The following is a 23,882-nucleotide window of genomic DNA, read 5'->3' as shown; positions in this document are numbered from 1 at the left end:
GTTAATTATAGCCTTCGGTGCTTCACTGTGCTAGTCCAAGTGTTTACTTTTGGGGCAGATTTCAAATCTATGCCTTACTTTTCATCACTGAGATTAGCTTGCTAAGCTGTAATCTTTCATCTTTCGTGAGGTTAGTTTTCAAACTCAGCTCTTGGTAGCGTTGCTCCAGATACTGGTTGTTTAACCACACTAAGGTGCCTTTTAACTCTTTAAGTAAGTTTTCATCCGCCACTTGATGATCCCATTGGGTCAGTTTTTTTAGGGTGCTGAATTGGTTATCGCCCCTGAACTGTTCAAGTAGTTGTGCGCTGCTCATTACTTTGCCGCGAGTTAAATCTAATACAAGTGCTAGCAAGTCAATGCCTGGCATTTGTACGTGTTTTAGCGCGAGTTGCTCAGGTAATTTTTCACCTAGGCGCGGATGCTGTACTAACAATGCAATGGCTAGTCGCAATGGAGTACCACGTCCTTTCAACGCTTTGTGCTGTTTAGGTTTATCGGCGGTCTTAGTCGAAAAGTTAAATTTTCGTTTAAGCTCATCAGCACCGTTCATTCTTAGCTTGTGTGCTAAATCTTCAAGCAGCAGACTCTGCAGTACAGTGTCTTGCACTTTTTCTATCAGTTTAATGGCATTTTTTGCCAAAACACTTTTGTCTTCTTTACCAAATTTCTTCGCTAAGTTTTCAAATAGAAACTCAGGAAGTGCCATGGCTTGGCCAATATTCTGTTCGAACTGTTCTTTACCAATCTGTCTCACTAGCGTGTCAGGATCTTCGCCTTCAGGTAGAAACATGAAGCGAACTTGATTGCCAGGTTTTAACAATGGCAGTGCAGTCTCAAGTGCTCGCCAAGCAGCTTCTTTACCCGCTTTGTCGCCGTCATAACAACAGATAACTTCTTTTGCACTACGCAGTAACAGCTGAAATTGATCAGCGGTAGTTGAAGTACCTAACGACGCAACGGCATAATCGACGCCGAATTGCCCGAGAGCAACAACATCCATATAGCCTTCAACAATGAGTACTTGTTGTGGATCACGATGACGCTGTTTCAGCTCATATAACCCATAAAGCTCATTGCCCTTATGAAATATGGGCGTTTCTGGAGAATTCAAGTACTTTGGCGTACCTTCTCCTAAAACTCTGCCACCAAAGCCAATAACTCGGCCGCGTCTGTCCCTAATTGGGAACATAAGTCGGTCACGAAATCGGTCATAGCGTTTACCGCTGTCATTTTCGATGACCATGCCGGCAGTGAGTAGCTTGTTCTGTGAATCTTGGTTCTGACGGTATCGGCTTAATAAGCCGTCCCATCCATCGGGAGCAAAACCAATATTAAAATGTTCGACTACGTCTTTTGAAAGCCCGCGATGGCTTAAGTAATCAAGCACTTTCTGTTTATCTGGGTGTTGTCTTAACTGACTTTGGAAGAATAAGCTCGACTCTTCCATCAGTTGGTATAAATCACGACTAAGCTCTTGATCGCGAGGCTTACCAGTGCCTTGTTCTTGGGGAACTTCTAGTCCTAACTGTCCTGCGAGTTCTTCAATTGCATCCACGAAGTCGAGTCGGTCATATTCCATGACAAAATCAATAACATTTCCGTGTGCGCCGCAGCCAAAACAATGGTAAAACTGCTTGTCTCTGCTAACGGTGAAAGAGGGAGATTTTTCGCTATGAAAAGGACAACAGGCAGAGTGGTTTTTACCCGCCTTCTTTAGGGGCACTTTAGGGTCGATTAAGTCGACAATGTCAGTGCGAGCTACTAGCTCATTGATAAAATCACGAGGTATCGCCATTAGTGTTGTTAAATGCCGCCTTTAATTTCGTGAAGTTAAAATAGAGAAAATCGAAAACAAACAAGCCGCGCAAAAGCACGGCTTATTCATCATTAAAACGAAAACTACTTGAGTTTTGCACGGATCATAGCGCCAATTGCCGCCATATCTGCTCTGCCCATTACTTTAGGTTTTAATGATCCCATTACTTTACCCATGTCCGCCATGGAGGATGCGCCCATCTCAGAGATGCTTGCATCAACTAGCACAACAATTTCCTCTTCAGTAAGAGGTTGAGGCAAAAACTCTTCAAGTACTTGAATTTCATCTGCTTCAATTTGTGCTAATTCGTCACGTCCTGCTGCTGCATATTGAGCAATAGAATCACGACGCTGTTTAACCATTTTGGTTAAGACCGCTATCGCTTGGTCATCATTCAAAGATTCGCGGGTATCCACTTCAATTTGCTTGATGGCGGCTAGTGCCATACGAATAGTCCCCAAGCGTACCTTTTCTTTGGCACGCATGGCGGCTTTCATTTGCTCTTTTAGCTGATCAATTAGGCTCATAATGAGATTAGTATAAACGTACGCGACGTGCGTTTTCGCGAGAAAGCTTCTTAGCAAGACGCTTGATAGCAGCGGCTTTAGCACGTTTACGTGCAGTAGTTGGCTTCTCGTAGAATTCACGAGCGCGAACGTCAGCTAAGATACCAGCTTTTTCACAAGAGCGCTTGAAACGACGAAGAGCTACGTCGAATGGTTCGTTTTCACGTACTTTAATAATTGGCATACGCCATCACCCCTTAGGTGTAGGTTGTATTGAGACAATTACTTGACTCAGATAATTTAAAAATGGTGCGGAATTCTATACCGACTCGCCCCCTGTTGTAAACCCTTATTAGTGATCAGAATGACGTCTATTCACTAATAATCGACTTAGATGGCGGTTGTGCTATGGAGTAATTAAAGCACAGCAGGTAGAATTGTCGGCAATATATATGAAGTAAAGATGAGAAACAATGCGGGTTTTAGGAATAGAGACATCTTGTGATGAAACGGGAATCGCCGTTTATGATGATGACAAAGGGCTTTTATCACATACCTTATATAGTCAGGTTAAATTGCACGCTGATTACGGTGGGGTTGTCCCTGAGTTAGCATCTCGTGATCATGTTCGTAAAATCGTACCTTTGATCCGTCAAGCATTAGCTGATGCAGATATGACCATAGAAGATATAGACGGTATTGCATACACCAAGGGGCCAGGTCTTATTGGTGCTTTGCTTGTGGGCGCTTGTGTTGGCCGGGCATTAGCGTTTTCGTGGGACAAGCCTGCAATTGGTGTGCACCATATGGAAGGGCATTTACTCGCGCCTATGCTTGAAGATGATGTGCCAGAGTTTCCGTTTCTCGCGTTATTAGTATCGGGAGGGCATTCAATGCTTGTGGGCGTTGAAGGGATTGGTCGTTATGAGGTTCTCGGTGAGTCTGTAGATGATGCAGCAGGCGAAGCGTTTGATAAGACCGCTAAGTTAATGGGGCTTGATTACCCTGGAGGGCCAAGATTGTCGAAGCTGGCAGCCAAGGGTGTGGCTAATAGTTATCGTTTCCCAAGACCAATGACAGATAAACCTGGGCTTAACTTTAGCTTTTCGGGGCTTAAAACATTCGCTGCTAACACCATAGCGGCAGAGCCTAATGATGAGCAAACACGTGCGAATATAGCGTGCGCATTTGAAGAGGCTGTGGTTGATACCTTAGCGATAAAATGTAAGCGAGCGTTAAAGCAAACGGGTTACCAACGTTTAGTGATTGCTGGGGGAGTGAGTGCTAATACGCGGTTACGTGCTCAATTAGCTGAAATGATGACTAACCTTGGTGGGAAGGTTTTTTATCCTCGTGGTGAGTTCTGTACCGATAACGGTGCGATGATCGCTTATGCAGGGCTACAGCGCTTGAAAGCTGGGCAGACTGATGATCTTGCTGTTAAAGGTCAGCCAAGATGGCCGCTGGATACTTTAGAGCCTGTCGATTAACTACTGGCTATCAATATAAAAAAACGGCGCTATTGGCGCCGTTTTTTTATGACCTTTTCTCGTAATACCTATTGCATTAAGTATTTGGCCAGTTCAGAGTCCCTCAGTCTTTTCAATTCAAAGCGCATTGGTAAAGAAATGGTTATTCCCTTTTAAGCCAATGCAAAGCAGAAGTGGAAAGACTGAGGAGCTCACGTAGTGCGGCTGAGGTTAAACAAATTGGCAAAACGCCGTATGCTTCGCTATGGGATTTGGATATACGACTAAATGGTCTATTTTGTTCCATACAAAATAAGACATTCCGGCCCTCCTTGGCGGTCAGATTTAGGAGGTACGAGACCAAGGATGGTCGAAGGTAGAATAATGCAGGAGCAATTATCGAGAGCGAAGCAGGATGCCAGAGCCGAGAATAACTATTAGCTCAAATCCCACTACTTACCTACAACGTTTTGAATTCCCGCTGAATGGTCAAACTTTTAATGCAATTGGTATAAGGTGAATATTTTTATAGGCTTTTGTTACGCCTTTTACGAGACACTTTAGACTCTTCACCTTTTAACAGGCGTTTAATATTGTCACGGTGACGGATCACGATAAGTGTTGAAAGCATCGCCACGGGAATGGTAAATCTGTCGTCGAGCCACCAGGTGTAAACAGGTGCTAATAGTGCGGTGCAAATGGCTGCAAATGATGAGTAGCGCGTGATCAACACAATGACGGCCCAAGTAAGCATCAGATATATCGCCAAAAAATGACCAATTGGCGCCATGGCACCAAAAGCAGTTGCCACTCCTTTACCCCCTTTAAAGCCAAAAAATATTGGAAAGATATGACCTAGGCAGGCGGCTATAGCAATGAGGCCTAAGGAAATTGGATCTACGCCTAATCTAAAGGCCAGGTAAGTGGGGGCGGCACCTTTTAGCATATCAAAAAATAACACGAGTGCGGCAGAACTTGCGCCGCCTATTCGCAGCACATTGGTGGCTCCGGGGTTTCCCGAACCTTCAGTTCTAGGGTCGGGCAGGCCACGCATTTTACACACCAGAACAGCACTCGATATTGAGCCTGCCAAATAGGCGCCCATTATCATTAATATTGTTAGTGCTATTGTGGTCAAATTGGTTTCCTTATCCGTCTTAGGGTATTATCGCGCCACACAAAAAAATGCTCTTTATATTCAACTTGCAGCCTTATGGGGTTGGCAGTGAATTGGAGCACAAAAACAGCTTTGAATATCTCTGTTAGCTACCTTGCTATTAAAGCGGCTGTTTTTATTAATTCTTTATTTACCAGAACTTATCCTACTTGGATTTGTTCTTGTTCGGAAGAGCCATAGGGTAATATCTCAGCTTTGCGACGGATTATATCCTTTTTGTTCGTTTTAGCTTATCAGACCTCAGTGGCAATGATTAAGGTTTTGGAGAAAACATGGATAAAGTACTGATTAGAGAACTTAAAATAGAAACCGTTATTGGGATCTATGAATGGGAAAAGCAGATCCATCAAACCTTGTTACTGGATTTAGATATGGCATGGGATAATCGTTTGGCTGCGGCGAGTGACTCATACGATAATGCACTGTGCTATGAAACGGTATCTAATCGACTCACAGCGCTTATCACTGAAAAGCCTATAGAGTTGATTGAAACCGTTGCTGAGATGGTAGCGACTTGTGTGATGAGTGAGTTCAATGTGCCTTGGGTTAAGGTCAAAGTGATGAAACCAGGAGCTGTGCCAACCGCTCAAGCCGTTGGTGTTGTGATCGAGAGAGGTCATGCGTAAATGGCTAAGATCTACATCAGTTTAGGTAGCAATATTGAGCCCGTTCGCTACCTTAAGGCGGCATTAATTGATTTGGATTGTCATTTTGATGAGTTAGTACTGTCATCGGTTTATGAGAGTGAAGCGGTCGGTTTTGATGGGACTAACTTTCTGAATATGGTCGTTGCTGCCGAAACCAGATTATCCATTGGAGACGTCGTTGCGAAGTTCAAAAAAATTGAACAAGATCATGGTCGCGTTGTGGGGGCTAAAAAGTTTGCTGCTAGAACTTTAGATCTGGATCTACTGCTTTATGATGATGTCGTTTGTGAATCGCCAATCGTGTTACCACGCGCTGAAATTCTTTATAACGCATTTGTACTGTGGCCGTTAGCTGAAATAGCTCCCGAGCTTAGTCATCCAGTGGTTCAAGAGTCATACCTGCACCTTTGGAACCAGTACGATAAATCACAACAAAAATTATGGCCTATTGAGTTCAATTGGTCTGCTTAAGTCGCTTTTTAAAATAGGATAGTTATGGACACGTTTCAGGTGATTATATTGGCGCTAATTCAAGGCCTCACCGAGTTTTTACCCATCTCAAGCTCTGCACATCTGATCTTACCGGCGCAATTATTAGATTGGCAAGATCAAGGGCTATCTTTTGATGTCGCTGTGAATACGGGCTCCTTGCTCGCAGTGGTAATGTATTTCCGTAAAGAATTGTATTCTATGTTTATGGCTTGGACTGGCAGTATAGCCAGTGGCAAACAGACTCAAGAGAGCAAGCTGTCTTGGTGGATTATATTGGCAACTATCCCTGCTGTGATTGTTGGTTTCACTGCAAAAGGCTTCATTGAGACGCATCTGCGTAATATCGAAGTGATTGCTGCAACGACTATCATTTTTGGTTTACTGCTTTGGTGGGCAGACAGAATGCAGCGCCAAGGTTTTAATGAGTTCCAAGTGGGGTGGAAAAAAGCGTTAGTGATTGGTCTCGCTCAAGCTATGGCGCTCATCCCTGGCACATCACGCTCGGGTGCTACAATTACTGCTGCACTGATGCTTGGCCTAAGCCGTGAAGCAGCGGCGAGGTTTTCATTTTTGATGTCGGTGCCAGTGAGCCTAGGTGCGGCTATTTTGGTGACTAAAGATCTGCTCTCGAGTGGTCAAGCCATTGATTATCAAGCATTGGGCTTAGGTATTGTGGTGTCATTTATTGCTGCTTATGTGTGTATCCATTACTTCTTGAAGATTATTAGCAAAATGGGCATGACACCATTTGTGATCTATCGATTAGCGCTAGGGGCCATCTTGTGTGGCTTTATCTTCCTGTAAAGCTAGACCTATTTATTTAAACAGTGAGCGTGTTATGAACAGTATTTATCTTTGTCCCATTTGCCAGTCAGGTTTAATGGTGCATGAAGAGTCGAAAGGGCTGCATTGTGAAAATAAGCATCACTTTGACAAAAATGAGCAAGGATATTGGCTCTTTGGCCAGGTTAAAAAGCCTAAAATTGATTCAAGAGCTGTAATGCGTGCTAAGCGCTATGTACTTGAATCTGGGATTTATGTGCCGCTTGCACAGAAAATGGCTGAGATGATTGGTAATTTGCCGCAATCTTCAGAAGGTCAGTCGCTGTCTCAATTAGATTATGACTGTGGCGAAGGTTATTTTTTAAGAACGGTTAAGGATATTCTTGCTGAGCAGCACCCTGATATCGCTGTTGAGCAAACAGGGATCTCTGAAGCGGAGAACGCTATTTTTGCTGCTGCTAAGGCGCAAAGTGGTCCAACTTATATCGTTTCAAACTTAAAGCACCTGCCAATTAAAGATGAAAGCTTTGATTTAGTGACCTTAATTGATAAACAGCTTAAGGGAAAAGAGCTGACTCGAGTACTTAAGCAAGAGGGGATTTTATTACAGGTGGCTGCTGGTCCAAGGCACTTGTGGCAGATAAGAGAGTTTATCTACCCAGATCTGAGTGAAAAACCTGTCAGCCATAATTTGCCCAAAGAGCTTGAGTTAGTGCAGAGTGAGCGACTGTCGAACAGGGTAAGTGTTTCCGGAGAGCAGGCCATTGCGCTACTTGAAATGACGCCATATGCTTGGCGCGCCAATGATAATGTGCGCCATCATATTCAACAGGCGAAGTTTGATTCACTCGAGATAGACTTTGTGATTAACCTGATGACTAGAAAATAATTGCCGCTCAAGGTAATCTTAATTTATTCAACTTAATGGAATTTTAAATACTGATGATGCGTACATTGCTGTTGTTCATCTTAGCTGCTTTACCGCTAGTTTCATCTGCTAACGTGTATCAGATCCCGCAAGACGGCAGCCGTCTAGTGGGTGAGTTACAAGAGCATGTAGTGGAAAAGGGCGACTATTTTCAAACCATCTCTAAACAGTACAACATAGGCATTTTGGAGTTAATGGAATCCAATCCAGGTGTTGATCCATTTCTGCCAAGACCGGGGACGCGTTTATTAATTCCAACCCAGATGTTGTTGCCTGATGTGCCGCATAAAGGAGTGGTGATTAACTTAGCTGAGCTGAGGTTGTATTACTTCCCTAAAGGTGGACAAGAGGTGCACGTATTTCCTGTAGGTATCGGTCGAATAGGCCGAGAGACGCCGGAGATGGTGACTCGGATTAAGTCTCGGATCCCTAACCCAAGCTGGACACCTCCGGCGAGTATCCGCAAAGAGCATCTAGAAGAACGGGGTGAGGAGCTGCCAAGAGTGGTACTGGCTGGCCCTGATAATCCATTAGGAAAATATGCCATTCAGCTTTCTTACGGTGACGGTAGCTACTTGATCCATGGAACCAATAAGGATTTTGGGATCGGTATGCGAGTCAGTGCAGGTTGTATTCGTTTGAACCCTGATGATATTGAGTGGCTTTTCAACGAGGTTAAGTATGGTGACTCTGTCACTGTCATTAATCAGACCGTTAAAACTTCTACTGAGCCAAATGGACAGCAAATCATCGAAGTACACTCGCCATTGTCTGAATCCGAAGGACAAAGCAACCGTGTGATAGAGATGAATCGTGATGTGGTAGAGTTTATTGGGCAAGAAGATGTTGATTACACTAAAGCTAATGATGCATTACTGACTCAAAATGGTATTCCAGTCAATATTCAAAGCTAGTTGCAACAAGCTTGGTATTAAGCGTCCATATTTGGGCGCTTTTTTGTACACGGAAGTACTTATCCCTGATCGCCACGGAAAGCGAAGGAAGGGGGTTGTACACGGGAGTACTTATCCCTGATCGCCATGGAGGGCGAAGGAAGGGGGGGGCTGAACGCTGAATTGTGAAATGGTGTTGCGATAGCAGATAAATTTAAGGCTTGGTCAAGTTGCCTTGAACCAAGCCTTTGGAGTAGCTTAAATAAGTTAAGCTAATTCCAAACGTAATTACTTCTTGTAAGAAGACGCTACGTTGTCGATACGGTCGTTAGCACGCTTAGCTTCTGCTTGTGCGTCCATAGCTGCTGCTTTTGCATCATTGATGTCAGCAGACATTTTACCGTGATCAGATTTTAGTGAGCTAACTTCAGCTGAAAGCTGGTCAACTTTGTTACCTAGGTTTGCAACGCTTTCTTCAAGAGCAGTAGTGTTTGCACAGCCACCTAGAAGGGCAGTCATTGCTACACCAGCAATCAAAAGTACTTTTTTATTCATCGGGAATTCCCTTTATTTAGGTTGGATTTAATAAGCACAGCTGTACGTAACAACTGAACAGCCTAATTATGTCATAGACAAATTTTTTTGCTATGCATTTTAGTGCTAAGGTCTGAATACCTTAGCGAATATTTGCTCAAATGCAAGCTAAGTGCGATTTTAATGCTAAGTAACACAAATATAATACTAGACCATTAATATAGAAATACGCTGAATTTTTTGCATTTTGCTCATTATTCGAGATTCTGCTTAACTTCTTGAACTGCTTCGACGCGTGAAGAGGTGAGTTGTTGCCTTATTTCTGCGCCTTTATAGCCTGCATCAATAATGTCCTTCACTGAAACGTTTGAGGCGGCTTTAAAGCATTGCTGAATGTAGCTAGCTTGAGGGTAGGGGGAAAGTTCAAAACCCTTGCGGCCTCTAGCGTCCGCTTCACAGCTTAATAGTAACTGCTGAAGACGATGTGGCTTACGCCAAAAGTCGGCTTTATCAAAAAGCTTCACTATCGTGTCAGCTCGAAGTTCATGTGCATTATGGATATTTTGGTGCTGATCGCTAACTAGTAAGGCAAGGTCACGATATTCATTAGGTACCCTAAAGCGCTCGCAAAGTGCTTTGATCAAAGGTAAGCCTTTTTGGCCATGGCCATGATGCTTAGGTAGTGATTCTTTCGGGCTTAATGCTTTGCCTAGATCATGCACGAGTGAAGCAAATCTAACTGCATTATCATTAGATAGTTTCGCCGCTTGCTCAAGTACCATTAGGGTGTGTACTCCTGAATCGATTTCTGGATGCCACTGCTCGGGTTGTGGTACACCAAACAGAGCATCAATCTCAGGAAATAGCACCGCTAATGCGCCGCACTCCTTAAGTACGCTAAAGAAGACTTGTGGTGCATCGGACGATAATGCTTTATCGAGTTCGATATAAACCCGCTCTGCGGTTAACGCTTCAAGTTCGCCGCTTTGGCTTATCTGCGTCATCAGTGCCATTGTTTCTGCTGCTATGCTGAAACCAAGAGAGTGAAATCGAGCGGCAAAACGGGCTACCCGTAGTACACGCAGAGGATCTTCTATAAAGGCATCTGAAACATGTCTTAACAGTCGGGCATTAAGATCGGCAATACCATTGAAAGGGTCATATCTATTTCCCGCTTCATCTTCAGCAATGGCATTAACCGTTAAGTCTCTTCTAAGCAAATCTTGCTCAAGTGTGACATGTGGCGCTGCATCCACACTAAAGCCACCATAACCTGCTGCTGTTTTTCTTTCTGTTCTGGCGAGGGCGTACTCTTGCTGAGTTTTTGGATGCAAGAATACCGGAAAGTCTTTGCCAACTTGCTTATAGCCTAGAGTTATCATTTGCTCAGGTGTTGCACCAACCACCATATAATCACGATCTTTAATTGGTAGTTTTAGCAAACTATCGCGGACAGCGCCGCCAACAAGGTAAATTTTCACAATAAAGCTCATCTATGGACATAAGTGCTAGTTTAGCATGGATAAATTGATGTTCGACGTCAAAATCGGTCACGATAGACCTCTTACTTTAGCAGTTTAACCTGTAGCAAGTTTTGACAACGCTTCAGCTTGGCTTTAACGTGAGTGCAATTTCTACATTTCTGTCATAACGCCAAGCGTATGCTGACAAGCTAATTGCCCATCGGGGCGTAGTTTTTCAATAACCAAAGCGTTTGATTAACTGCGGAGTTATTCACAGCGGTCACTGCTGTCGAACTGCTCTCAAAAGGATTGAAAGCGGCATGTATAAGGCTTTTTTTGGATTAAAAGATAATCCATTTTCGATTGCACCTAACCCTCATTATCTCTTTCTTAGTGATCGTCATAGAGAAGCATTAGCCCATCTAACATACGGCTTAGGTGAAACAGGTGGATTTGTTTTACTGACCGGGGAAGTGGGCACCGGTAAGACAACGGTATCACGCTGCTTGCTCAATCAACTGCCTGAGAACACTGATACCGCCTTTATTCTTAATCCAGCTCTGACCGAGCTAGAATTGCTTGCCACATTGTGTGATGAATTAAAGATTAGCTATGGCGAATCGCCAACGCTTAAGCAGCTGACCGACAGGATAAGTGCCTTTTTACTGGAAAATCACAGTAAAGGGCGTAATACAGTGCTTATTATTGACGAAGCACAGCATCTAAAAGCTGAAGTGCTTGAGCAATTGAGACTTCTGACCAATCTAGAAACCGATACTAAGAAATTACTGCAAGTCATTTTAATTGGGCAGCCAGAACTGCAACAACTGCTTAAACGTCAGGAGTTACGGCAGTTGGCCCAGCGTATAACCGCGCGTTACCACTTATTGCCGCTAACTATTGAAGAGGTAGCACTTTATGTGCAACATCGCTTACAGGTTGCTGGACGTCATGAGCCACTATTTCATAAGAGTGCTGTAAAAGCGTTGCATAAACATAGTGGTGGGATCCCAAGACTGATTAACTTGCTGTGTGAGCGTGCTTTAATGGCGAGCTATGGTCAGTCTAAAGTGCCGATTGATAACAAGATGATCAATATGGCATCTCTTGAAGTTCTAGGAGAGGAGCCTGAAAAACGTAATATTTGGCTACCCGCCGGATTAGCTGCAGCGCTAGTGTTAACCTTCAGTGGCGCATTTTATCTCTTTAGCCAAGGTGCGACTGAACATGTCAGTACGGCTAATAACGCGCAATCTAATGACAAGCCAACCGTCGTGACAACCCCAAAGTTAGACAGTAGCCAGCGAGTGCTTAAAAGCGCAATAGCGCAAAGCCGCGATATCAATACTGCCTATGCCAGCATATTAGGTCTGTGGGGTAAAACACCCTATATAGGTTTAACAGCTTGTCAGTCTGCTCAGCAGCAGGGGCTATCTTGTTATCAACAGCAGGGAAATTGGAACTCAATTGTGAGATTGAATTTCCCAGCCGTTGTTTATCTAGTTGATGAGCAACAACAAGCATTCTACGGCACAGTGGTTGCGAGACAAGGGGAACAAATATTACTGCAACTTAACGAGCAGCAATTGTGGGTTAAACGCGATTGGTTTACTCGTCACTTTAGTGGAACATTTGAGATCTTATGGCAAGCGCCAAAGAGTCAGGTCAACGAAATCGGTAAGTCAGCTAATCAGGCACAACTGCAATGGCTAGAGAATAGCTTGGCGATAATCAATGATTCTTCACCACGGTTAGTCAGCGAATTTGATAGTCATCTTGAGCAAAAAGTAAAAGAATTTCAACGTCAGCATGGACTGCGGGCAGACGGAATTGCAGGGGCGCAAACATTGGTTCAGCTAAATCTCTACTTAAGTGATATTGGCCCGCGTTTAGGTCAATCTAAGAGGCTGTATTAATGTCTATTTTACTTGATGCCGTCACGCGGGATAAGCAGCAATCACAAGCTATCCAGCATGATGTAGTTATGACGCCGCGCGCACCGTACCAAACGCATAATAATGAGTATCGAACGGTAAAACGCATCGCGCTTTTTGTTGGGCTATTTTTGTCCGTTATTGGGCTAGCTTGGATGTTGAGTCAAGTACTGCTAAAACCTGCAGTTAACAGCCAAAATGCTCAACAAACCATCGGCAATACGCCGCAAATTGAAAGCCAACAACAGACGGCGCAGGCTGTGAGAAGTGAGCCGCCATTTAACGCTGCTGGCGTTAAGCTTGCCGGAAAGGTAGCGTTACCTGTCGCGCAGGCGATGCCAAAAGCAGAGGTATCCAGCTATCAACGACAATCTAAGAGTGTAAACGAGATTGTCGATAACTCTGATAGAGTTGAAACTTCAGGTAAGAATAAGCAGCAAGATTTACTAGCAGCGGTGCTAGAAGCGCAGAAAAGTGTTGAAGCCGATACGGCCAATAGGGTTGAAAGCACTGAATCAAACAGTGGTGATGCAGAGCCGATTATTTTAGGTGCTAATGCGAATCAACGTGGCCAAGATATGCTGGCATCGTTGCAGTACGAAGTTAATCTCGCAGCGGCTGATGTCGGTTTAGATAGACAACCTAAACCACAAAATGATAATAATCTAGTGGCTGCATTTGAAGCCGCACTAAAAGAAGTTGAACGTGAAAATGCGGTAGCAACACCAGTCACGCAACCTGATTTAGATCCTATTCCGACCACCCCAAAATCGGATGCAATTCCTAAGTATGGGCAGCTGCCTGCTGGGCTTCAACTACAAGTGCCAGAATTCAATATTAATGCGCATGTCTATTCAAGTGTGGCTGATAATCGTTGGCTAAATGTCGATGGTAAAGAACTGCAACAGGGCGATATGATCCAAGGGAAGCTAACTGTCGTCGAGATCCGCCCGCGTGATGTCGTTCTGTCTATTGAAGGGACGGAGTTTAAAGTCCCCGCTATTTAGTGGCTGAGCTATCAATTGACAATCGTTACAGTGATAAAAAAGGCCTAACAGAAGTTAGGCCTTTTTTAATTATGACTAACCACAGGATAGTGTTGTCACTAGCCGTAGAAATGGTAAGCCAGTAGTAAAGTAAGGCCATAGCCTACGCTGTAACATAATGCTAGCGCGGGTACGAACTTTAGGTAGCTAACAAAGGTTAGCTCCTTCACTTTGCTCATGGCGATAATGCCAGCGGCGGAACCAATGACCAGCAATGAACCACCCACACCTACTGAGTATGTTAACCCAAGCCATTCCGGGGTATTAAGTACGGGTTCAGCCTTTAACAAAGCCGCTGTTAGTGGCACGTTATCGAGCAGTGCTGAACCTATACCTGCTACAAAGTTTGAAATATTAGGATCGAACTGAGAATAGACCTGAGTGAGCAGGTCAAGAGTGCCAATTTCCTTCAGCATCCCTACTAACAGTAAAATGCCTAAGAAGAATAACAAGGTGTCGTATTCTACTTGGCGAATATACTCCAAAATCTGCAACTCCTCTTTGTTGCTGCGAGTCGTATGACCCACGAGGAACATTACCGACAAGCCAGTTAAGAAGGTTAATACCGGCGGGATCCCAAACAGGATATTCAGTGCCATGGTCATTACAATGGTGCTGAAGAAGATCACCGCGATAATAATATCAACTGAGCGCACCTCTCTTTTAATCGGCGTGGTGCTCACTTCCCCTTCAGCCTTTAGCGAGAAAAGCACCGCAAGTAGCATGACGCTAACTGCTGCAGGTACAAATAGCAGTAGTAATTCCGACATGTGTACATGACCGCCAAGAAAAATCATCAATGTGGTCACATCACCTGTAATAAGTGCTACGCCACCAGAGTTAACAGCGAAGATGATCAACACTGCCATGCGTCGGCGCATCTGCTTATCGAGCTTAAAAGTTGTGAGTAACCCAAGGGATACCAAGGTTGCTGTAACGTTGTCACAGATGGCTGAAAGCACTAGAGAGAACAAAGCGACTTGCAGCATTAACATCCGAACAGATACTCGCTGTGGGAACAGCTTTTGTACCAGAATTTGGATCATACCTTTTGCATTGAGATAAGCGACAAATGTCATCGTCGACATTAGGAATAACCATAATGTGGCTATTTCAAGCAAGTTTTCGTTTAGCTGCTCTTCGATTAATTTTTCATGGCCGGGATCACCCGCAGCCATAAAAAGTGCAATCCAAGAGATACATCCGAAAAATAGGGTCGTTTTAGCTTTATTGAGATGGGTAACTTCTTCAAACACAATACTTAACAACGCAAGTACTGCTAGCGATATTAGAAATGCGTACAACATAGGGCGACTCACAGGCAAGTTTTGATATTGGATACTGAAAACTCGTATCAGTTTGCTGCTATTTAAGGTTTATTTAAGCTTTCCTTGTTATAGCGCGGCGATCAGACCACAGCGAAAAACAGAACGCAACCGTTATTTGGTTCAAGGTTTTCTGTGGAATTGTGATCTAGGTACTGTTGTGGTGTTTTTTTAGTAGGCTTTTAAACTGGTGGGATAGGGGTTGCCAGTGGTATCTGTTGTTTTGGTTTTGGGTTTACTCTTAATCGAAACTGGGGGAACAGAGCCGATTGAATCATTAATTTTTGTTAATTAATGTCTATAGAACGCTAGGGTATAAGTGACGAAAAATTGTCATCGTCAAGTTATTGACCGGTTGATTAATGAACAGTATATTGTGCTCAAAATAAATACTGATTGGTATTACTACAACATTTAGTGATTTGGGGCGAAATAATGGCTTTTTTTGTTCGAAGTTTTTTACTCTTAGGCGCAGTTGTTTGGCTACTAGTTAGTTTGAAACAACTTGTTGGATTGGGGATTTTCGAAAATCCAGGTTTAGTTCGCGATAACCTGACGTTATTGGCACAGGCGTTAATAGCGGTGGTTGTGATAAAAACATCTGTGCGGGCAAAAAGTTAACCTGTTTAATTGATGAAAATAAAAAAGGAACACCTAGGTGTTCCTTTTTTATGTCTACAAAAGTGACTGTTAAGCGTTAGCCTTTAGCCATTTTTGCAAATACACGTTCTGCAGCCGCAAGTGTTGCTTCAAGCTCCGCTTCACCATGAGCAAGCGACAGGAAACCTGCTTCATAAGCACTAGGTGCTAGGTAAACACCTTCATCTAGCATGCCATGGTAAAATTCAGGGAATTTTTCTGCATCGCATTTAGTGACTTGTTCAAATGAAGTGACTTTCTCTTCATCAGTAAAGAAGAAACCGAACATGCCGCCCACGTAGTTGATGGCCATTGGAATGCCGTGTTTGTTGGCAGCCGCTTTAAAGCCTTCTGCAATATATTGCGTTTTAGCCGCAAGTTGCTCGTAAACGCCATCTTCACAAAGTGCTTCCATCTGCGCAAGACCTGCAGACATTGCAATTGGGTTACCTGACAGTGTACCAGCTTGATATACAGGGCCTGTAGGAGCAATAAACTGCATCACATCTTTACGACCACCAAAAGCGCCTACTGGCATACCGCCACCGATCACTTTACCCAGTGTTGTAAGATCTGGTGTTACACCGTAGTGACCTTGTGCGCCGCTTTTAGATACGCGGAAACCTGTCATTACTTCATCGATAATCATCAACGCACCGTATTGGTCACAGATAGCGCGTAGCCCTTCTAAGAAACCTTCGACCGGCGGGATACAGTTCATGTTACCGGCAACAGGCTCTAAAATAATGCATGAAATCGCTTCAGGGTACTGTTCAAACAGCGCCTTAACAGAATCAAGGTCGTTATAAGTTGCAGTTAATGTGTGCTTAGCGAAATCTTCTGGAATACCTGGTGAGCTTGGTTGTCCCAGTGTCAATGCACCTGAGCCTGCTTTAACAAGCAAGCAGTCAGCGTGACCGTGGTAGCAACCTTCAAACTTAAGGATTTTGTCACGGCTGGTGAAGCCACGAGCTAGACGAATCGCGCTCATGGTCGCTTCGGTGCCTGAGCTAACCATACGCACCTGCTCCATTGAAGGAACCATTTCAATGACTTTTTCAGCCATAGTGACTTCAAGTTCAGTTGGCGCACCAAACGATAAACCATTCTCTACCGCTTCCAAAACTGCAGCGCGGATTTTCGGGTGGTTGTGGCCCAAGATCATTGGTCCCCAAGAACCGACATAATCGATGTACTTTTTGCCGTCGGCATCAAAGATGTAAGCGCCATCAGCTTTTTCAATAAAACGTGGAGAACCACCAACACCATTAAATGCACGGACTGGAGAGTTAACGCCGCCAGGAATGGTTTTTTTAGCCTGTTCAAAGAGTTCGTCGGAACGGGTCATTTTAGATCCTTAAAAGTCAGTAGCCTGATTAAAATTCAGCTTTTCGTGAATACCAATTGACTGGGCGCTCATATTGCTCCAATTGAGAGTCAACACCTAGCGTCAGTGCAAACAGTGCCATACGAATTAATAAACCGTTATCTGCCTGCCTAAATATAGCCAGGTTAGGGTGGTTATTAAGATCGTTATCCAGTTCATTTGCTTGTTCACGAGAGTCTCGTGGCAAAGGATGCATGATCACTGTGTTAGATTTACAATTCTTTGTATAAATACTTTGGTTGAGTCGAAACTTACCACGGTATTTATTTGCTTCATCCTGTGACGGGAAGCGTTCTTCTTGAATTCGAGTTAGATAGAGTATATCAGCGCGATCTAAATTGCCTTCAAGTTGGTCTGTTATTGTGATCTTATGCCCAGCATTTTCAATGTCATTGATCACATAGTCAGGCATTGCCAACTCTTTAGGTGACACTAACGTGAAGCTCACATCTTTATACATGCATAAAAGGCGAGAAAGTGAGTGGACGGTGCGGCCAAATTTAAGATCACCGACCATCGCAATGTGCATGCCGCTAATATCACGGCCACCAGATGCCAGCTCTTTCTGAATGGTAAAGAGATCCAATAATGCTTGAGTCGGGTGCTCGTTTGAGCCATCGCCACCATTGATAACTGGCACGCGGCTACCTTCTGCAAACTCTTTCACTGAAAATGCTTCTGGGTGACGCATCGCAATCACATCGGAGTAGCTAGAGAGTACTCTTGCTGTGTCGTATAGAGACTCACCCTTTGATAAAGAGGAGGAGGCCATACCAACGGTTTCATTTACCTTGCCGCCAAGCAGGTTAAACGCACAGCCAAAGCTGATGCGAGTACGTGTGCTCGGCTCAAAGAAAAGGTTACCTAATACCGCGCCGTCTAAAACAGTAGTGCGTTTCTGTCTTAAAGCGTAGGGAGTCATACGAGTAGCAACGTCAAAAATGTTCTGTACGGCATCCAGATTAAGCTGGTTTACCGAAAGGATATGTGAACCTTGAAACTGAGTCATCAGCCTTTATTTCCAATTTCTGGGGGGCTTTTTAGCAAGCGTTATTATGCGGCTAATTTGCCCTAAATTTATGTAGGGTGGCTGAGGCGGCACTATAGCAGAAAGTCCAATGCAGTGGAATATGTGTGGGATTGAATGTGCATTGAAAGGCAGGTAAAAAAGTAAGGGGGATAGAAAAAATGGCTGCGATATTCGCAGCCATTTGTTGGGTAAAGTTAGTGATTAACCTAATGGGATAATACTGTCTACTTTGAACACTAAAGAACAAGCGCCAACTTTTGTCCAATCAACTTGATCTGGTGTGAATGATGAGCCAGCGCCTAGGCCCGGTACTTCAGTAACCCAATCAAAGCTCTTAAGTGCTGTTTTAGTGTAATCGATAGTACCTAGAATTCGTGCACCTTGATTACGTTCGTGCTTAACAGAAAGCATTGGATCGTACTCATAGTAAGACATGCGCGCCTCACCATTCATGATTGCATTGTAACAGGTGTTGTTTTTACCAATGCTCATTGAAACGGTGTAGTCATCACCTTCTTTCTTCATGCCATAGCCGAAGATGGCAATATTCGCTGTTTCAACAATTTCATTGGTTTCTTCATCGGTAAACTTGTTTACCGTTGAGATAAGTTTGGCGCCCATTTGGTTGCTGAAGCCATTTAGGCTATAACTCTTGCCGTCAGTCGGGAACATCGCTTTGATATGTTGTCTGTCTTCTAACTGACATGCTGCTGCTAAGTTATCAACACCAGGCGCTTCGTCAGTTCCTTCTGCCCATTCGAAGTTATGAGTCGATCCACTTAAACGTGTTGCTAGGTAATCTGCATTTAAGTATGAAGCAGGCGTGTAGTAGAAGCTGCCTGATGCCCCAGTTTTACCATCAACCAATGTATCTGTTTTCTCTGGTTGGGTGAACGTTGGATCTGTTGGGTTACCTGGATCTACTGGTGTCTCTTCGTTATGCGGATTGTCATGACATTGTGAACATGTCGCGCCGTAATCTGCATGAGGTACTTTCACTGGGGCTTCGTAGGTATGGCAAGACAAACAATCAGCTTCTTCTGCCGCTTTTATCATATAGCTAGGTGTTGCATTGGCAGATGAAACTGGTGCATTAGGATCAACATAATCAAACTTAACGCCCGCTTCTGCACATTGCTCACTAAAATTGCTGATGTAGCTAATAGCTTTTGCTTGTAAACCTGTATTATCAGATTGCAACGCGTTATTGCTTTCAGTCAGAGATTCGTTTGAAGAAGTTAACTCGGCATTTTGAGTTTCTAAAGCGGCAATTTGTGCTTCTAGACCAGAAGTGTCTGTATTGTCATCATCATTACAACCCGTTAGTGCCAATATTGAGACACAAAGTAGGCTTAGTTTAAATTTGTTTTTCATTTTATATTCCCCAGCGTAGATTAATTCTACTTATGTTTTTATTTGTTGCTATTAGTGCAATTTTGTATGTTTTTTAATTAATGTATTGCTTGAAATTATTCGAGTGGTGTGTGATTAACTTTCCAAATTTATCCTCTATTATCATGATTGAAAGATTGTTGTTATTAGCTATTTCTAATGATTTACTTACTGGTAGCACCATGAATGCTGTTGCCAATCCATCTGACTTCATACAGCTGTCGCTAATAACGGTTGCTGATACCACTGTATGTTGTACCGGTTTTCCTGAGGTGGGATTAATAATGTGGGAGTAATGTTTCCCATTGCTCTCAAAGTACTTTCTGTAATCTCCAGATGTTGCAATACCTTTATCACCCGGTGTAATAACTTCAATTTGACCACTTGAATATGCAAAAGGCTTATCAATTCCAATAGACCAAGGTTCATTGTTTTGCTTATTACCTTTTAGTTTTAACTCTCCGCCAATATCGACAATATAGTTTTTAATATCGTTATTTTCTAATAGAGTCGCTATCGCATCGACGGCATAGCCTTTGGCAATGGATGATAGATCTATGCTGACGCCTTCACTAAATCGTTGTAACTTACCATTTCCTACTTCTATTTTATCTGAGCCTGTGAGAGCCTTTATTGCAGCTATTTGAGTATCTGACGGTGCCTTTACAATCTTTCCATTTACCCCAAAGCCCCATAGTTGAATTAGCGGTGCTACGGTAATGTCTAAAGCACCCTCTGTTAGCTTATTGAGCACCAGCGCCTGTTGAATTACAGAGGCTAGTTCAGGTGATAGATTTATATTTTTTAATTGGCTGCTTTTATTTATTATGCTTAATTCAGAATTAGCATCCCATGTAGACATAGATGTATTTATTGCTTTCAGCTTTCTACTTATGTCTATAGATATTTTGTTCATTCTATCAGCTGTTATTTTTTCTTCTGTCCAGGTAACCTTGAAAGTGTTTCCCATGGTGAAACCTTTCAATGTTCTGATATCACCAGCCGAACATGTAAACGAAACCATTGTTATGCATAAAGTTAAAATAATTGAAATAGGGTTCATGCTTGTTAATACTTAATTAATCTTATTTTAAGGTATATGCATATGTTGTTTTTAAACGTGACGATTATCAATGTTGTTATCTTTGATTCATATTGATACATTTTTACTGGTTATTAATTCTTGTTTTTGCTGTGGACGGTTTCACCTAAGCGGCTGTTAATTCTGAACCTTTTGTTAAAGTCGTTAAATTTAATTCAGAAAGGGTTTAGTTGGGGCTAATTTAGAAGTGTTTGTATTTGTTGGTTAATTAATGTTGTGGCTATATCTATATTTATTATTTGCTTTGATCTCGTTCAACTAATACTTAATAGTGTGATTGTTTCTAATTAAATTAATATTATGTGCACCCATTGATATTTTTCTTCTAGAGTGAGCTGGTGATTTTTTTTGAGTCGGTATATTTAGCAATAATGGGTTGTGAACTTAGATGGCGGTGATGGGAGTTGAATTTTAGCAATGTAAAAGTGATCAATACGCGCTGTTTATGTCGCTGCTATGACGAGTTGCCATAACAGATAAGCGATATTTGCAAACTACTGGTTAGTCAAATTTAACTTTATTGACTCAAGCGCTTGCCAAATCGCCTGTTGGCGAGTAAAACTGCGCAATAGATTCGAGTATTTTGATTTAAAAGCATAGCTTTGGAAGGTTAAATTGGACCATATTATTTGGAATGTAGACCCTGTAGCAATCAGTTTTATGGGGCTTAAAGTACATTGGTACGGCATACTGTTCGCATTGGCGATAGCCTCTGGCTTTCAGGTGATGAAGCGTATCTACGTTAGGGAAAACTTGCCAGTTGAATCACTGGACAATCTGCTGATGTATTGCGTGGTGGGCATTATTGTTGGGGCGCGCTTAGCGCATTGTTTGTTTTACGACCCTGCATATTATTTAAGTCATCCCCTTAAAATCTTTGCGATATGGGAAGGGGGGTTAGCTAGCCATGGCGGCGGGTTAGGTGCCATCCTGGCGCTTTATTACTATCAACGTCAGGTGAAGTTACCATTCTTATTCCTGCTTGATCGGTTAGCTATTGCTACAGCTATCTTTGGCTTCTTTGTACGTATGGCAAATTTTGTTAATTCAGAGATTCTTGGCTTACCGACTGATAAGCCATGGGGGATTATCTTTGAAAGAGTTGATATGTTACCGCGCCATCCTGCGCAGTTATATGAAGCTATCGCCTACTTGTCCATATTCGCTCTGCTGTGGTGCATCTATCGAATGACAGCCATGAAGCAGAAACATGGTGCTATTTTTGGATTGTTCTTAGTTTTAGTGTTTAGTTCACGGTTTGTTATTGAGATGGTGAAAGTAAAACAGGCTGTTTATGCAGATACATGGACTTTCAGCGCAGGGCAGTTGTTGAGTATTCCATTCTTGTTAGTGGGCATAGCGTTGCTCGTGACTCCTTATTTGCGTAAAGCAAAAACGAGCGAATAGAATCTGGTCTATTTAAGGTAAGAAGCAATCGCTGTTGTTATGCATCAGCGATTTTTTTGTGCTTAACAGTGTAGAACTGTAGTTAAAGCTAGGATGCCAGCTTGCGAATAAGGACTAGCTGAAGCAAAGATCTAAGTAAGCATTCATTTTTATAGGGAGAGCCTTTATGCTAGTCACCAGCATCTTTTTATTGGGCGGGTTTCTGATATGAATTTTCGTTTACTGCTTTTATTACCGTTTATATTCCTACTACAATCTTGCCAAGATGCACGGGTGCCACTGTTATCATCAGGCGCTACCATTGTCGCTTTTGGGGATAGCTTAACTGCCGGTGTTGGAGCTAGCAAAGGGGCTGATTATCCCGCTCAACTCGCTGAGATGAGTCACTTGACGGTTATCAATGCTGGTATATCTGGAGAAACAACCAGTAAAGGGCTAAAGAGATTACCTGGGATATTAGCGAAACATTCTCCCGAGCTGCTTATTTTACTTGAAGGGGGCAATGATTTTCTAAGAAACCATCCTCTGGCTGACACTAAACGTAATTTGGCAGCAATGATAGAACTGGCGCAATCTCAAGGAGCCACAGTTCTGTTGATTGCGGTGCCAAAGAAAAGCCTATTTCTTACTCCTTCACCTATCTATGCAGAATTAGCGCAGGAATATCAACTGGTCTTATTGGAAGAAACGCTTAGTGAGCTGCTGGGCAGCCCAAGTAAAAAATCCGATACCATCCATCTTAATGACAGTGGTTACCGAGTATTAGCTGAAGCTATTAATCACCATATCGACAGTGCTTAACTTGAACTCGATATAGCGATATTGAGTGTTATCAGCTGAAAAATAGCCAAAATAGTGAACTTGATCCTTGGTTGCTGGATTAGAAATGCAACTAAGCCCATGAACTCACTAATTATTAGGTCTTACTCAGCCTATTTCCTGGGATTCCTGCCTTTGACACAGTCTTTATTTGGATTGTTATTGGAATCACAGATTTATTCACTAAACTAAATTTAATGCGCAAAAAATGGCTGAAACTTGTTAAGCTAGGGGCAGAGAGCTTAGCTCCAAATGCTGATTGTTAAGAGTTATTAACAGATTGAGCATATATATAAATATAATAAAAGGTTTAACGTTTCAAATGACAGATCTTGAGCAGCAGGTATTTACTCAAGTACGCGCGATTATCGGCAATGAAGAGCAGGTAATTGGCCGTAGAGGGATACTTATCCCATTAAAAAAGGCCATCATAGCTGATGGTGATATTCGAAATGTCATTGACATTGTTTCGTCAGATCCGGCGCTATCTGCACACTTATTGTGGCGCAGCAGTACGGCAAATCAAATCTCTGCTCAGTCAGCTAAAAATCGTTCATTGAAGGATGCTTTAGTTAGGCTTGGACAGGTGAATATTTACCGTTATGCGTTTACTTTTTATTTGAAGGAAAGACTCGACGAGTTAAAAGAACCCTATAAAAAACTGGTTCACGGTTACTGGGCATTAACTGAGGCCATTGCAACTGATGCGGTCGATACTCTGTACCAGATGAATAGTTTTGATATCAGCCCTGATGAAGTGCAAACTCTAGCGCTGTTTAGTGTGTTTGGAGACATTATCGCGCTGACTGCCTTCGCATATTTAAATAGTGAAGTCGATAAGCCTTATTCACTTAGTGTGCTTAAGGGTATTCTTGAAAATCAGCAGCAGACACTGACGATGGAAGCTTTTGAGTCTCTAGGGTTAGATGACGAGCTACGTGATGAATTTTTGATTGCTCATAATTTGCGACAAACTCATAACGCAGCGTCGCCAGGTTTAGTACTTAGACGAACGCTAGCTAAACGAAACCTCTTATTAAGACCATTATAGAGTTAATAAAAGCCTGCATTTAGCAGGCTTTTTTATATC

The 23,882-nt window shown here is 42.9% G+C and carries 23 protein-coding genes; 12 read left to right on the top strand and 11 right to left on the bottom strand.

The features are described from left to right. Positions 1–67: 67 nt before the first annotated feature. The 3 genes from dnaG to rpsU all read right to left on the bottom strand — a co-directional run bounded on the left by dnaG (position 68) and on the right by rpsU (position 2,569). A complete protein-coding gene (dnaG, locus tag L2730_RS03080; protein ID WP_248973254.1) occupies positions 68–1,798 on the bottom strand; it encodes a DNA primase in 1,731 nt (576 codons plus the stop codon). A gap of 104 nt (positions 1,799–1,902) precedes the next feature. Further along, positions 1,903–2,346 (bottom strand): GatB/YqeY domain-containing protein, encoded by a 444-nt coding sequence (locus L2730_RS03075; protein WP_248973253.1) that lies wholly within the window; start codon positions 2,344–2,346, stop codon positions 1,903–1,905. Between the two features lie 7 nt (positions 2,347–2,353). Beyond that, positions 2,354–2,569 (bottom strand): 30S ribosomal protein S21, encoded by a 216-nt coding sequence (gene rpsU / locus L2730_RS03070; protein WP_020911290.1) that lies wholly within the window; start codon positions 2,567–2,569, stop codon positions 2,354–2,356. A gap of 229 nt (positions 2,570–2,798) precedes the next feature. On the opposite strand from rpsU, the gene tsaD reads away from it, so the two are divergent. Then, positions 2,799–3,815, top strand: coding sequence for a tRNA (adenosine(37)-N6)-threonylcarbamoyltransferase complex transferase subunit TsaD (gene tsaD, locus L2730_RS03065; protein ID WP_248973252.1), 1,017 nt, complete (start codon positions 2,799–2,801; stop codon positions 3,813–3,815). 505 nt (positions 3,816–4,320) lie between these two features. Here tsaD and plsY read toward each other — a convergent pair. Beyond that, complete coding sequence (gene plsY / locus L2730_RS03060; protein ID WP_220736032.1) at positions 4,321–4,932, bottom strand: glycerol-3-phosphate 1-O-acyltransferase PlsY; 612 nt, start codon at positions 4,930–4,932, stop codon at positions 4,321–4,323. 311 nt (positions 4,933–5,243) lie between these two features. Between plsY and folB the strand changes: the two genes are divergently transcribed. From folB to L2730_RS03035, 5 genes are read left to right on the top strand one after another with little or no spacing between them, the layout of a single operon-like run. Beyond that, positions 5,244–5,597 (top strand): dihydroneopterin aldolase, encoded by a 354-nt coding sequence (gene folB / locus L2730_RS03055; protein WP_248973251.1) that lies wholly within the window; start codon positions 5,244–5,246, stop codon positions 5,595–5,597. After that, positions 5,598–6,089: a 2-amino-4-hydroxy-6-hydroxymethyldihydropteridine diphosphokinase gene (gene folK, locus L2730_RS03050; protein ID WP_248973250.1), complete on the top strand. Its 492-nt coding sequence runs from the start codon at positions 5,598–5,600 to the stop codon at positions 6,087–6,089. Positions 6,090–6,113: 24 nt separating this feature from the next. Continuing rightward, entirely contained in the window at positions 6,114–6,914 is an 801-nt protein-coding gene (locus L2730_RS03045; RefSeq protein WP_248973249.1) for an undecaprenyl-diphosphate phosphatase, read from the top strand. Positions 6,915–6,948: 34 nt separating this feature from the next. Beyond that, complete coding sequence (locus L2730_RS03040; RefSeq protein WP_248973248.1) at positions 6,949–7,782, top strand: putative RNA methyltransferase; 834 nt, start codon at positions 6,949–6,951, stop codon at positions 7,780–7,782. Positions 7,783–7,835: 53 nt separating this feature from the next. Beyond that, positions 7,836–8,735 carry a L,D-transpeptidase family protein gene (locus L2730_RS03035; RefSeq protein ID WP_248973247.1) on the top strand — a complete coding sequence of 300 codons (900 nt, stop codon included), beginning with the start codon at positions 7,836–7,838 and terminating at the stop codon, positions 8,733–8,735. A 267-nt stretch (positions 8,736–9,002) separates the two neighbouring features. Here L2730_RS03035 and L2730_RS03030 read toward each other — a convergent pair whose 3' ends face one another. Together L2730_RS03030 and L2730_RS03025 are read right to left on the bottom strand one after the other, a co-directional pair. Further along, a complete protein-coding gene (locus L2730_RS03030) occupies positions 9,003–9,269 on the bottom strand; it encodes an Lpp/OprI family alanine-zipper lipoprotein (protein ID WP_202288373.1) in 267 nt (88 codons plus the stop codon). 233 nt (positions 9,270–9,502) lie between these two features. Then, positions 9,503–10,729, bottom strand: a complete 1,227-nt coding sequence (locus L2730_RS03025; protein ID WP_248973246.1) for a multifunctional CCA addition/repair protein — start codon at positions 10,727–10,729, stop codon at positions 9,503–9,505. Between the two features lie 302 nt (positions 10,730–11,031). Here L2730_RS03025 and L2730_RS03020 point away from each other — a divergent pair, with 302 nt between their 5' ends. Continuing rightward, positions 11,032–12,627 (top strand): ExeA family protein, encoded by a 1,596-nt coding sequence (locus tag L2730_RS03020; RefSeq protein WP_248973245.1) that lies wholly within the window; start codon positions 11,032–11,034, stop codon positions 12,625–12,627. After that, a complete protein-coding gene (locus L2730_RS03015) occupies positions 12,627–13,652 on the top strand; it encodes a general secretion pathway protein GspB (protein WP_248973244.1) in 1,026 nt (341 codons plus the stop codon). Before L2730_RS03020 ends, L2730_RS03015 begins: the two co-directional genes overlap by 1 nt. 98 nt (positions 13,653–13,750) lie before the next feature. Here L2730_RS03015 and nhaD read toward each other — a convergent pair whose 3' ends face one another. Further along, the gene (nhaD, locus tag L2730_RS03010) at positions 13,751–14,998 is read right to left on the bottom strand and encodes a sodium:proton antiporter NhaD (protein ID WP_248973243.1); all 1,248 of its coding nucleotides are present in this window, start codon (positions 14,996–14,998) and stop codon (positions 13,751–13,753) included. A gap of 453 nt (positions 14,999–15,451) precedes the next feature. Here nhaD and L2730_RS03005 point away from each other — a divergent pair, with 453 nt between their 5' ends. Further along, a complete protein-coding gene (locus L2730_RS03005) occupies positions 15,452–15,637 on the top strand; it encodes a hypothetical protein (protein WP_248973242.1) in 186 nt (61 codons plus the stop codon). 76 nt (positions 15,638–15,713) lie between these two features. Here L2730_RS03005 and hemL read toward each other — a convergent pair whose 3' ends face one another. The 4 genes from hemL to L2730_RS02985 all read right to left on the bottom strand — a co-directional run bounded on the left by hemL (position 15,714) and on the right by L2730_RS02985 (position 20,434). Further along, on the bottom strand, positions 15,714–17,003 hold the full coding sequence (gene hemL, locus L2730_RS03000) for a glutamate-1-semialdehyde 2,1-aminomutase (protein WP_248973241.1): 1,290 nt from the start codon (positions 17,001–17,003) through the stop codon (positions 15,714–15,716). 28 nt (positions 17,004–17,031) lie between these two features. Further along, a complete protein-coding gene (locus L2730_RS02995) occupies positions 17,032–18,051 on the bottom strand; it encodes an aspartate carbamoyltransferase (RefSeq protein WP_248973240.1) in 1,020 nt (339 codons plus the stop codon). A 222-nt stretch (positions 18,052–18,273) separates the two neighbouring features. After that, positions 18,274–19,446, bottom strand: a complete 1,173-nt coding sequence (locus L2730_RS02990) for a hypothetical protein (RefSeq protein ID WP_248973239.1) — start codon at positions 19,444–19,446, stop codon at positions 18,274–18,276. Positions 19,447–19,519: 73 nt separating this feature from the next. Next, a complete protein-coding gene (locus tag L2730_RS02985; RefSeq protein WP_248973238.1) occupies positions 19,520–20,434 on the bottom strand; it encodes an FAD:protein FMN transferase in 915 nt (304 codons plus the stop codon). 747 nt (positions 20,435–21,181) lie between these two features. Here L2730_RS02985 and lgt point away from each other — a divergent pair. The 3 genes from lgt (at position 21,182) to L2730_RS02970 (ending at position 23,843) form a co-directional block, all read left to right on the top strand. Further along, entirely contained in the window at positions 21,182–21,973 is a 792-nt protein-coding gene (gene lgt, locus L2730_RS02980; protein WP_248973237.1) for a prolipoprotein diacylglyceryl transferase, read from the top strand. Between the two features lie 207 nt (positions 21,974–22,180). Beyond that, positions 22,181–22,774: a GDSL-type esterase/lipase family protein gene (locus tag L2730_RS02975; protein WP_248973236.1), complete on the top strand. Its 594-nt coding sequence runs from the start codon at positions 22,181–22,183 to the stop codon at positions 22,772–22,774. A 340-nt stretch (positions 22,775–23,114) separates the two neighbouring features. Next, positions 23,115–23,843, top strand: coding sequence for an HDOD domain-containing protein (locus L2730_RS02970; RefSeq protein ID WP_248973235.1), 729 nt, complete (start codon positions 23,115–23,117; stop codon positions 23,841–23,843). Positions 23,844–23,882: the final 39 nt, after the last annotated feature.

Source organism: Shewanella kaireitica (genome assembly GCF_023284045.1).
Lineage (GTDB): Bacteria > Pseudomonadota > Gammaproteobacteria > Enterobacterales > Shewanellaceae > Shewanella > Shewanella kaireitica.
Note: the sequence above shows the minus strand (reverse complement) of the source record. Positions and strands in the feature narration are given on the sequence as shown.

Coding starts and splice junctions, on each gene's coding strand:
- dnaG (WP_248973254.1), bottom strand. CDS start 1,798: ATGGCGATACCTCGTGATTTTATCAATGAGCTAGTAGCTCGCACTGAC.
- L2730_RS03075 (WP_248973253.1), bottom strand. CDS start 2,346: ATGAGCCTAATTGATCAGCTAAAAGAGCAAATGAAAGCCGCCATGCGT.
- rpsU (WP_020911290.1), bottom strand. CDS start 2,569: ATGCCAATTATTAAAGTACGTGAAAACGAACCATTCGACGTAGCTCTT.
- tsaD (WP_248973252.1), top strand. CDS start 2,799: ATGCGGGTTTTAGGAATAGAGACATCTTGTGATGAAACGGGAATCGCC.
- folB (WP_248973251.1), top strand. CDS start 5,244: ATGGATAAAGTACTGATTAGAGAACTTAAAATAGAAACCGTTATTGGG.
- folK (WP_248973250.1), top strand. CDS start 5,598: ATGGCTAAGATCTACATCAGTTTAGGTAGCAATATTGAGCCCGTTCGC.
- L2730_RS03045 (WP_248973249.1), top strand. CDS start 6,114: ATGGACACGTTTCAGGTGATTATATTGGCGCTAATTCAAGGCCTCACC.
- L2730_RS03040 (WP_248973248.1), top strand. CDS start 6,949: ATGAACAGTATTTATCTTTGTCCCATTTGCCAGTCAGGTTTAATGGTG.
- L2730_RS03035 (WP_248973247.1), top strand. CDS start 7,836: ATGATGCGTACATTGCTGTTGTTCATCTTAGCTGCTTTACCGCTAGTT.
- L2730_RS03030 (WP_202288373.1), bottom strand. CDS start 9,269: ATGAATAAAAAAGTACTTTTGATTGCTGGTGTAGCAATGACTGCCCTT.
- L2730_RS03020 (WP_248973245.1), top strand. CDS start 11,032: ATGTATAAGGCTTTTTTTGGATTAAAAGATAATCCATTTTCGATTGCA.
- L2730_RS03015 (WP_248973244.1), top strand. CDS start 12,627: ATGTCTATTTTACTTGATGCCGTCACGCGGGATAAGCAGCAATCACAA.
- nhaD (WP_248973243.1), bottom strand. CDS start 14,998: ATGTTGTACGCATTTCTAATATCGCTAGCAGTACTTGCGTTGTTAAGT.
- L2730_RS03005 (WP_248973242.1), top strand. CDS start 15,452: ATGGCTTTTTTTGTTCGAAGTTTTTTACTCTTAGGCGCAGTTGTTTGG.
- hemL (WP_248973241.1), bottom strand. CDS start 17,003: ATGACCCGTTCCGACGAACTCTTTGAACAGGCTAAAAAAACCATTCCT.
- L2730_RS02995 (WP_248973240.1), bottom strand. CDS start 18,051: ATGACTCAGTTTCAAGGTTCACATATCCTTTCGGTAAACCAGCTTAAT.
- L2730_RS02990 (WP_248973239.1), bottom strand. CDS start 19,446: ATGAAAAACAAATTTAAACTAAGCCTACTTTGTGTCTCAATATTGGCA.
- L2730_RS02985 (WP_248973238.1), bottom strand. CDS start 20,434: ATGGGAAACACTTTCAAGGTTACCTGGACAGAAGAAAAAATAACAGCT.
- L2730_RS02975 (WP_248973236.1), top strand. CDS start 22,181: ATGAATTTTCGTTTACTGCTTTTATTACCGTTTATATTCCTACTACAA.
- L2730_RS02970 (WP_248973235.1), top strand. CDS start 23,115: ATGACAGATCTTGAGCAGCAGGTATTTACTCAAGTACGCGCGATTATC.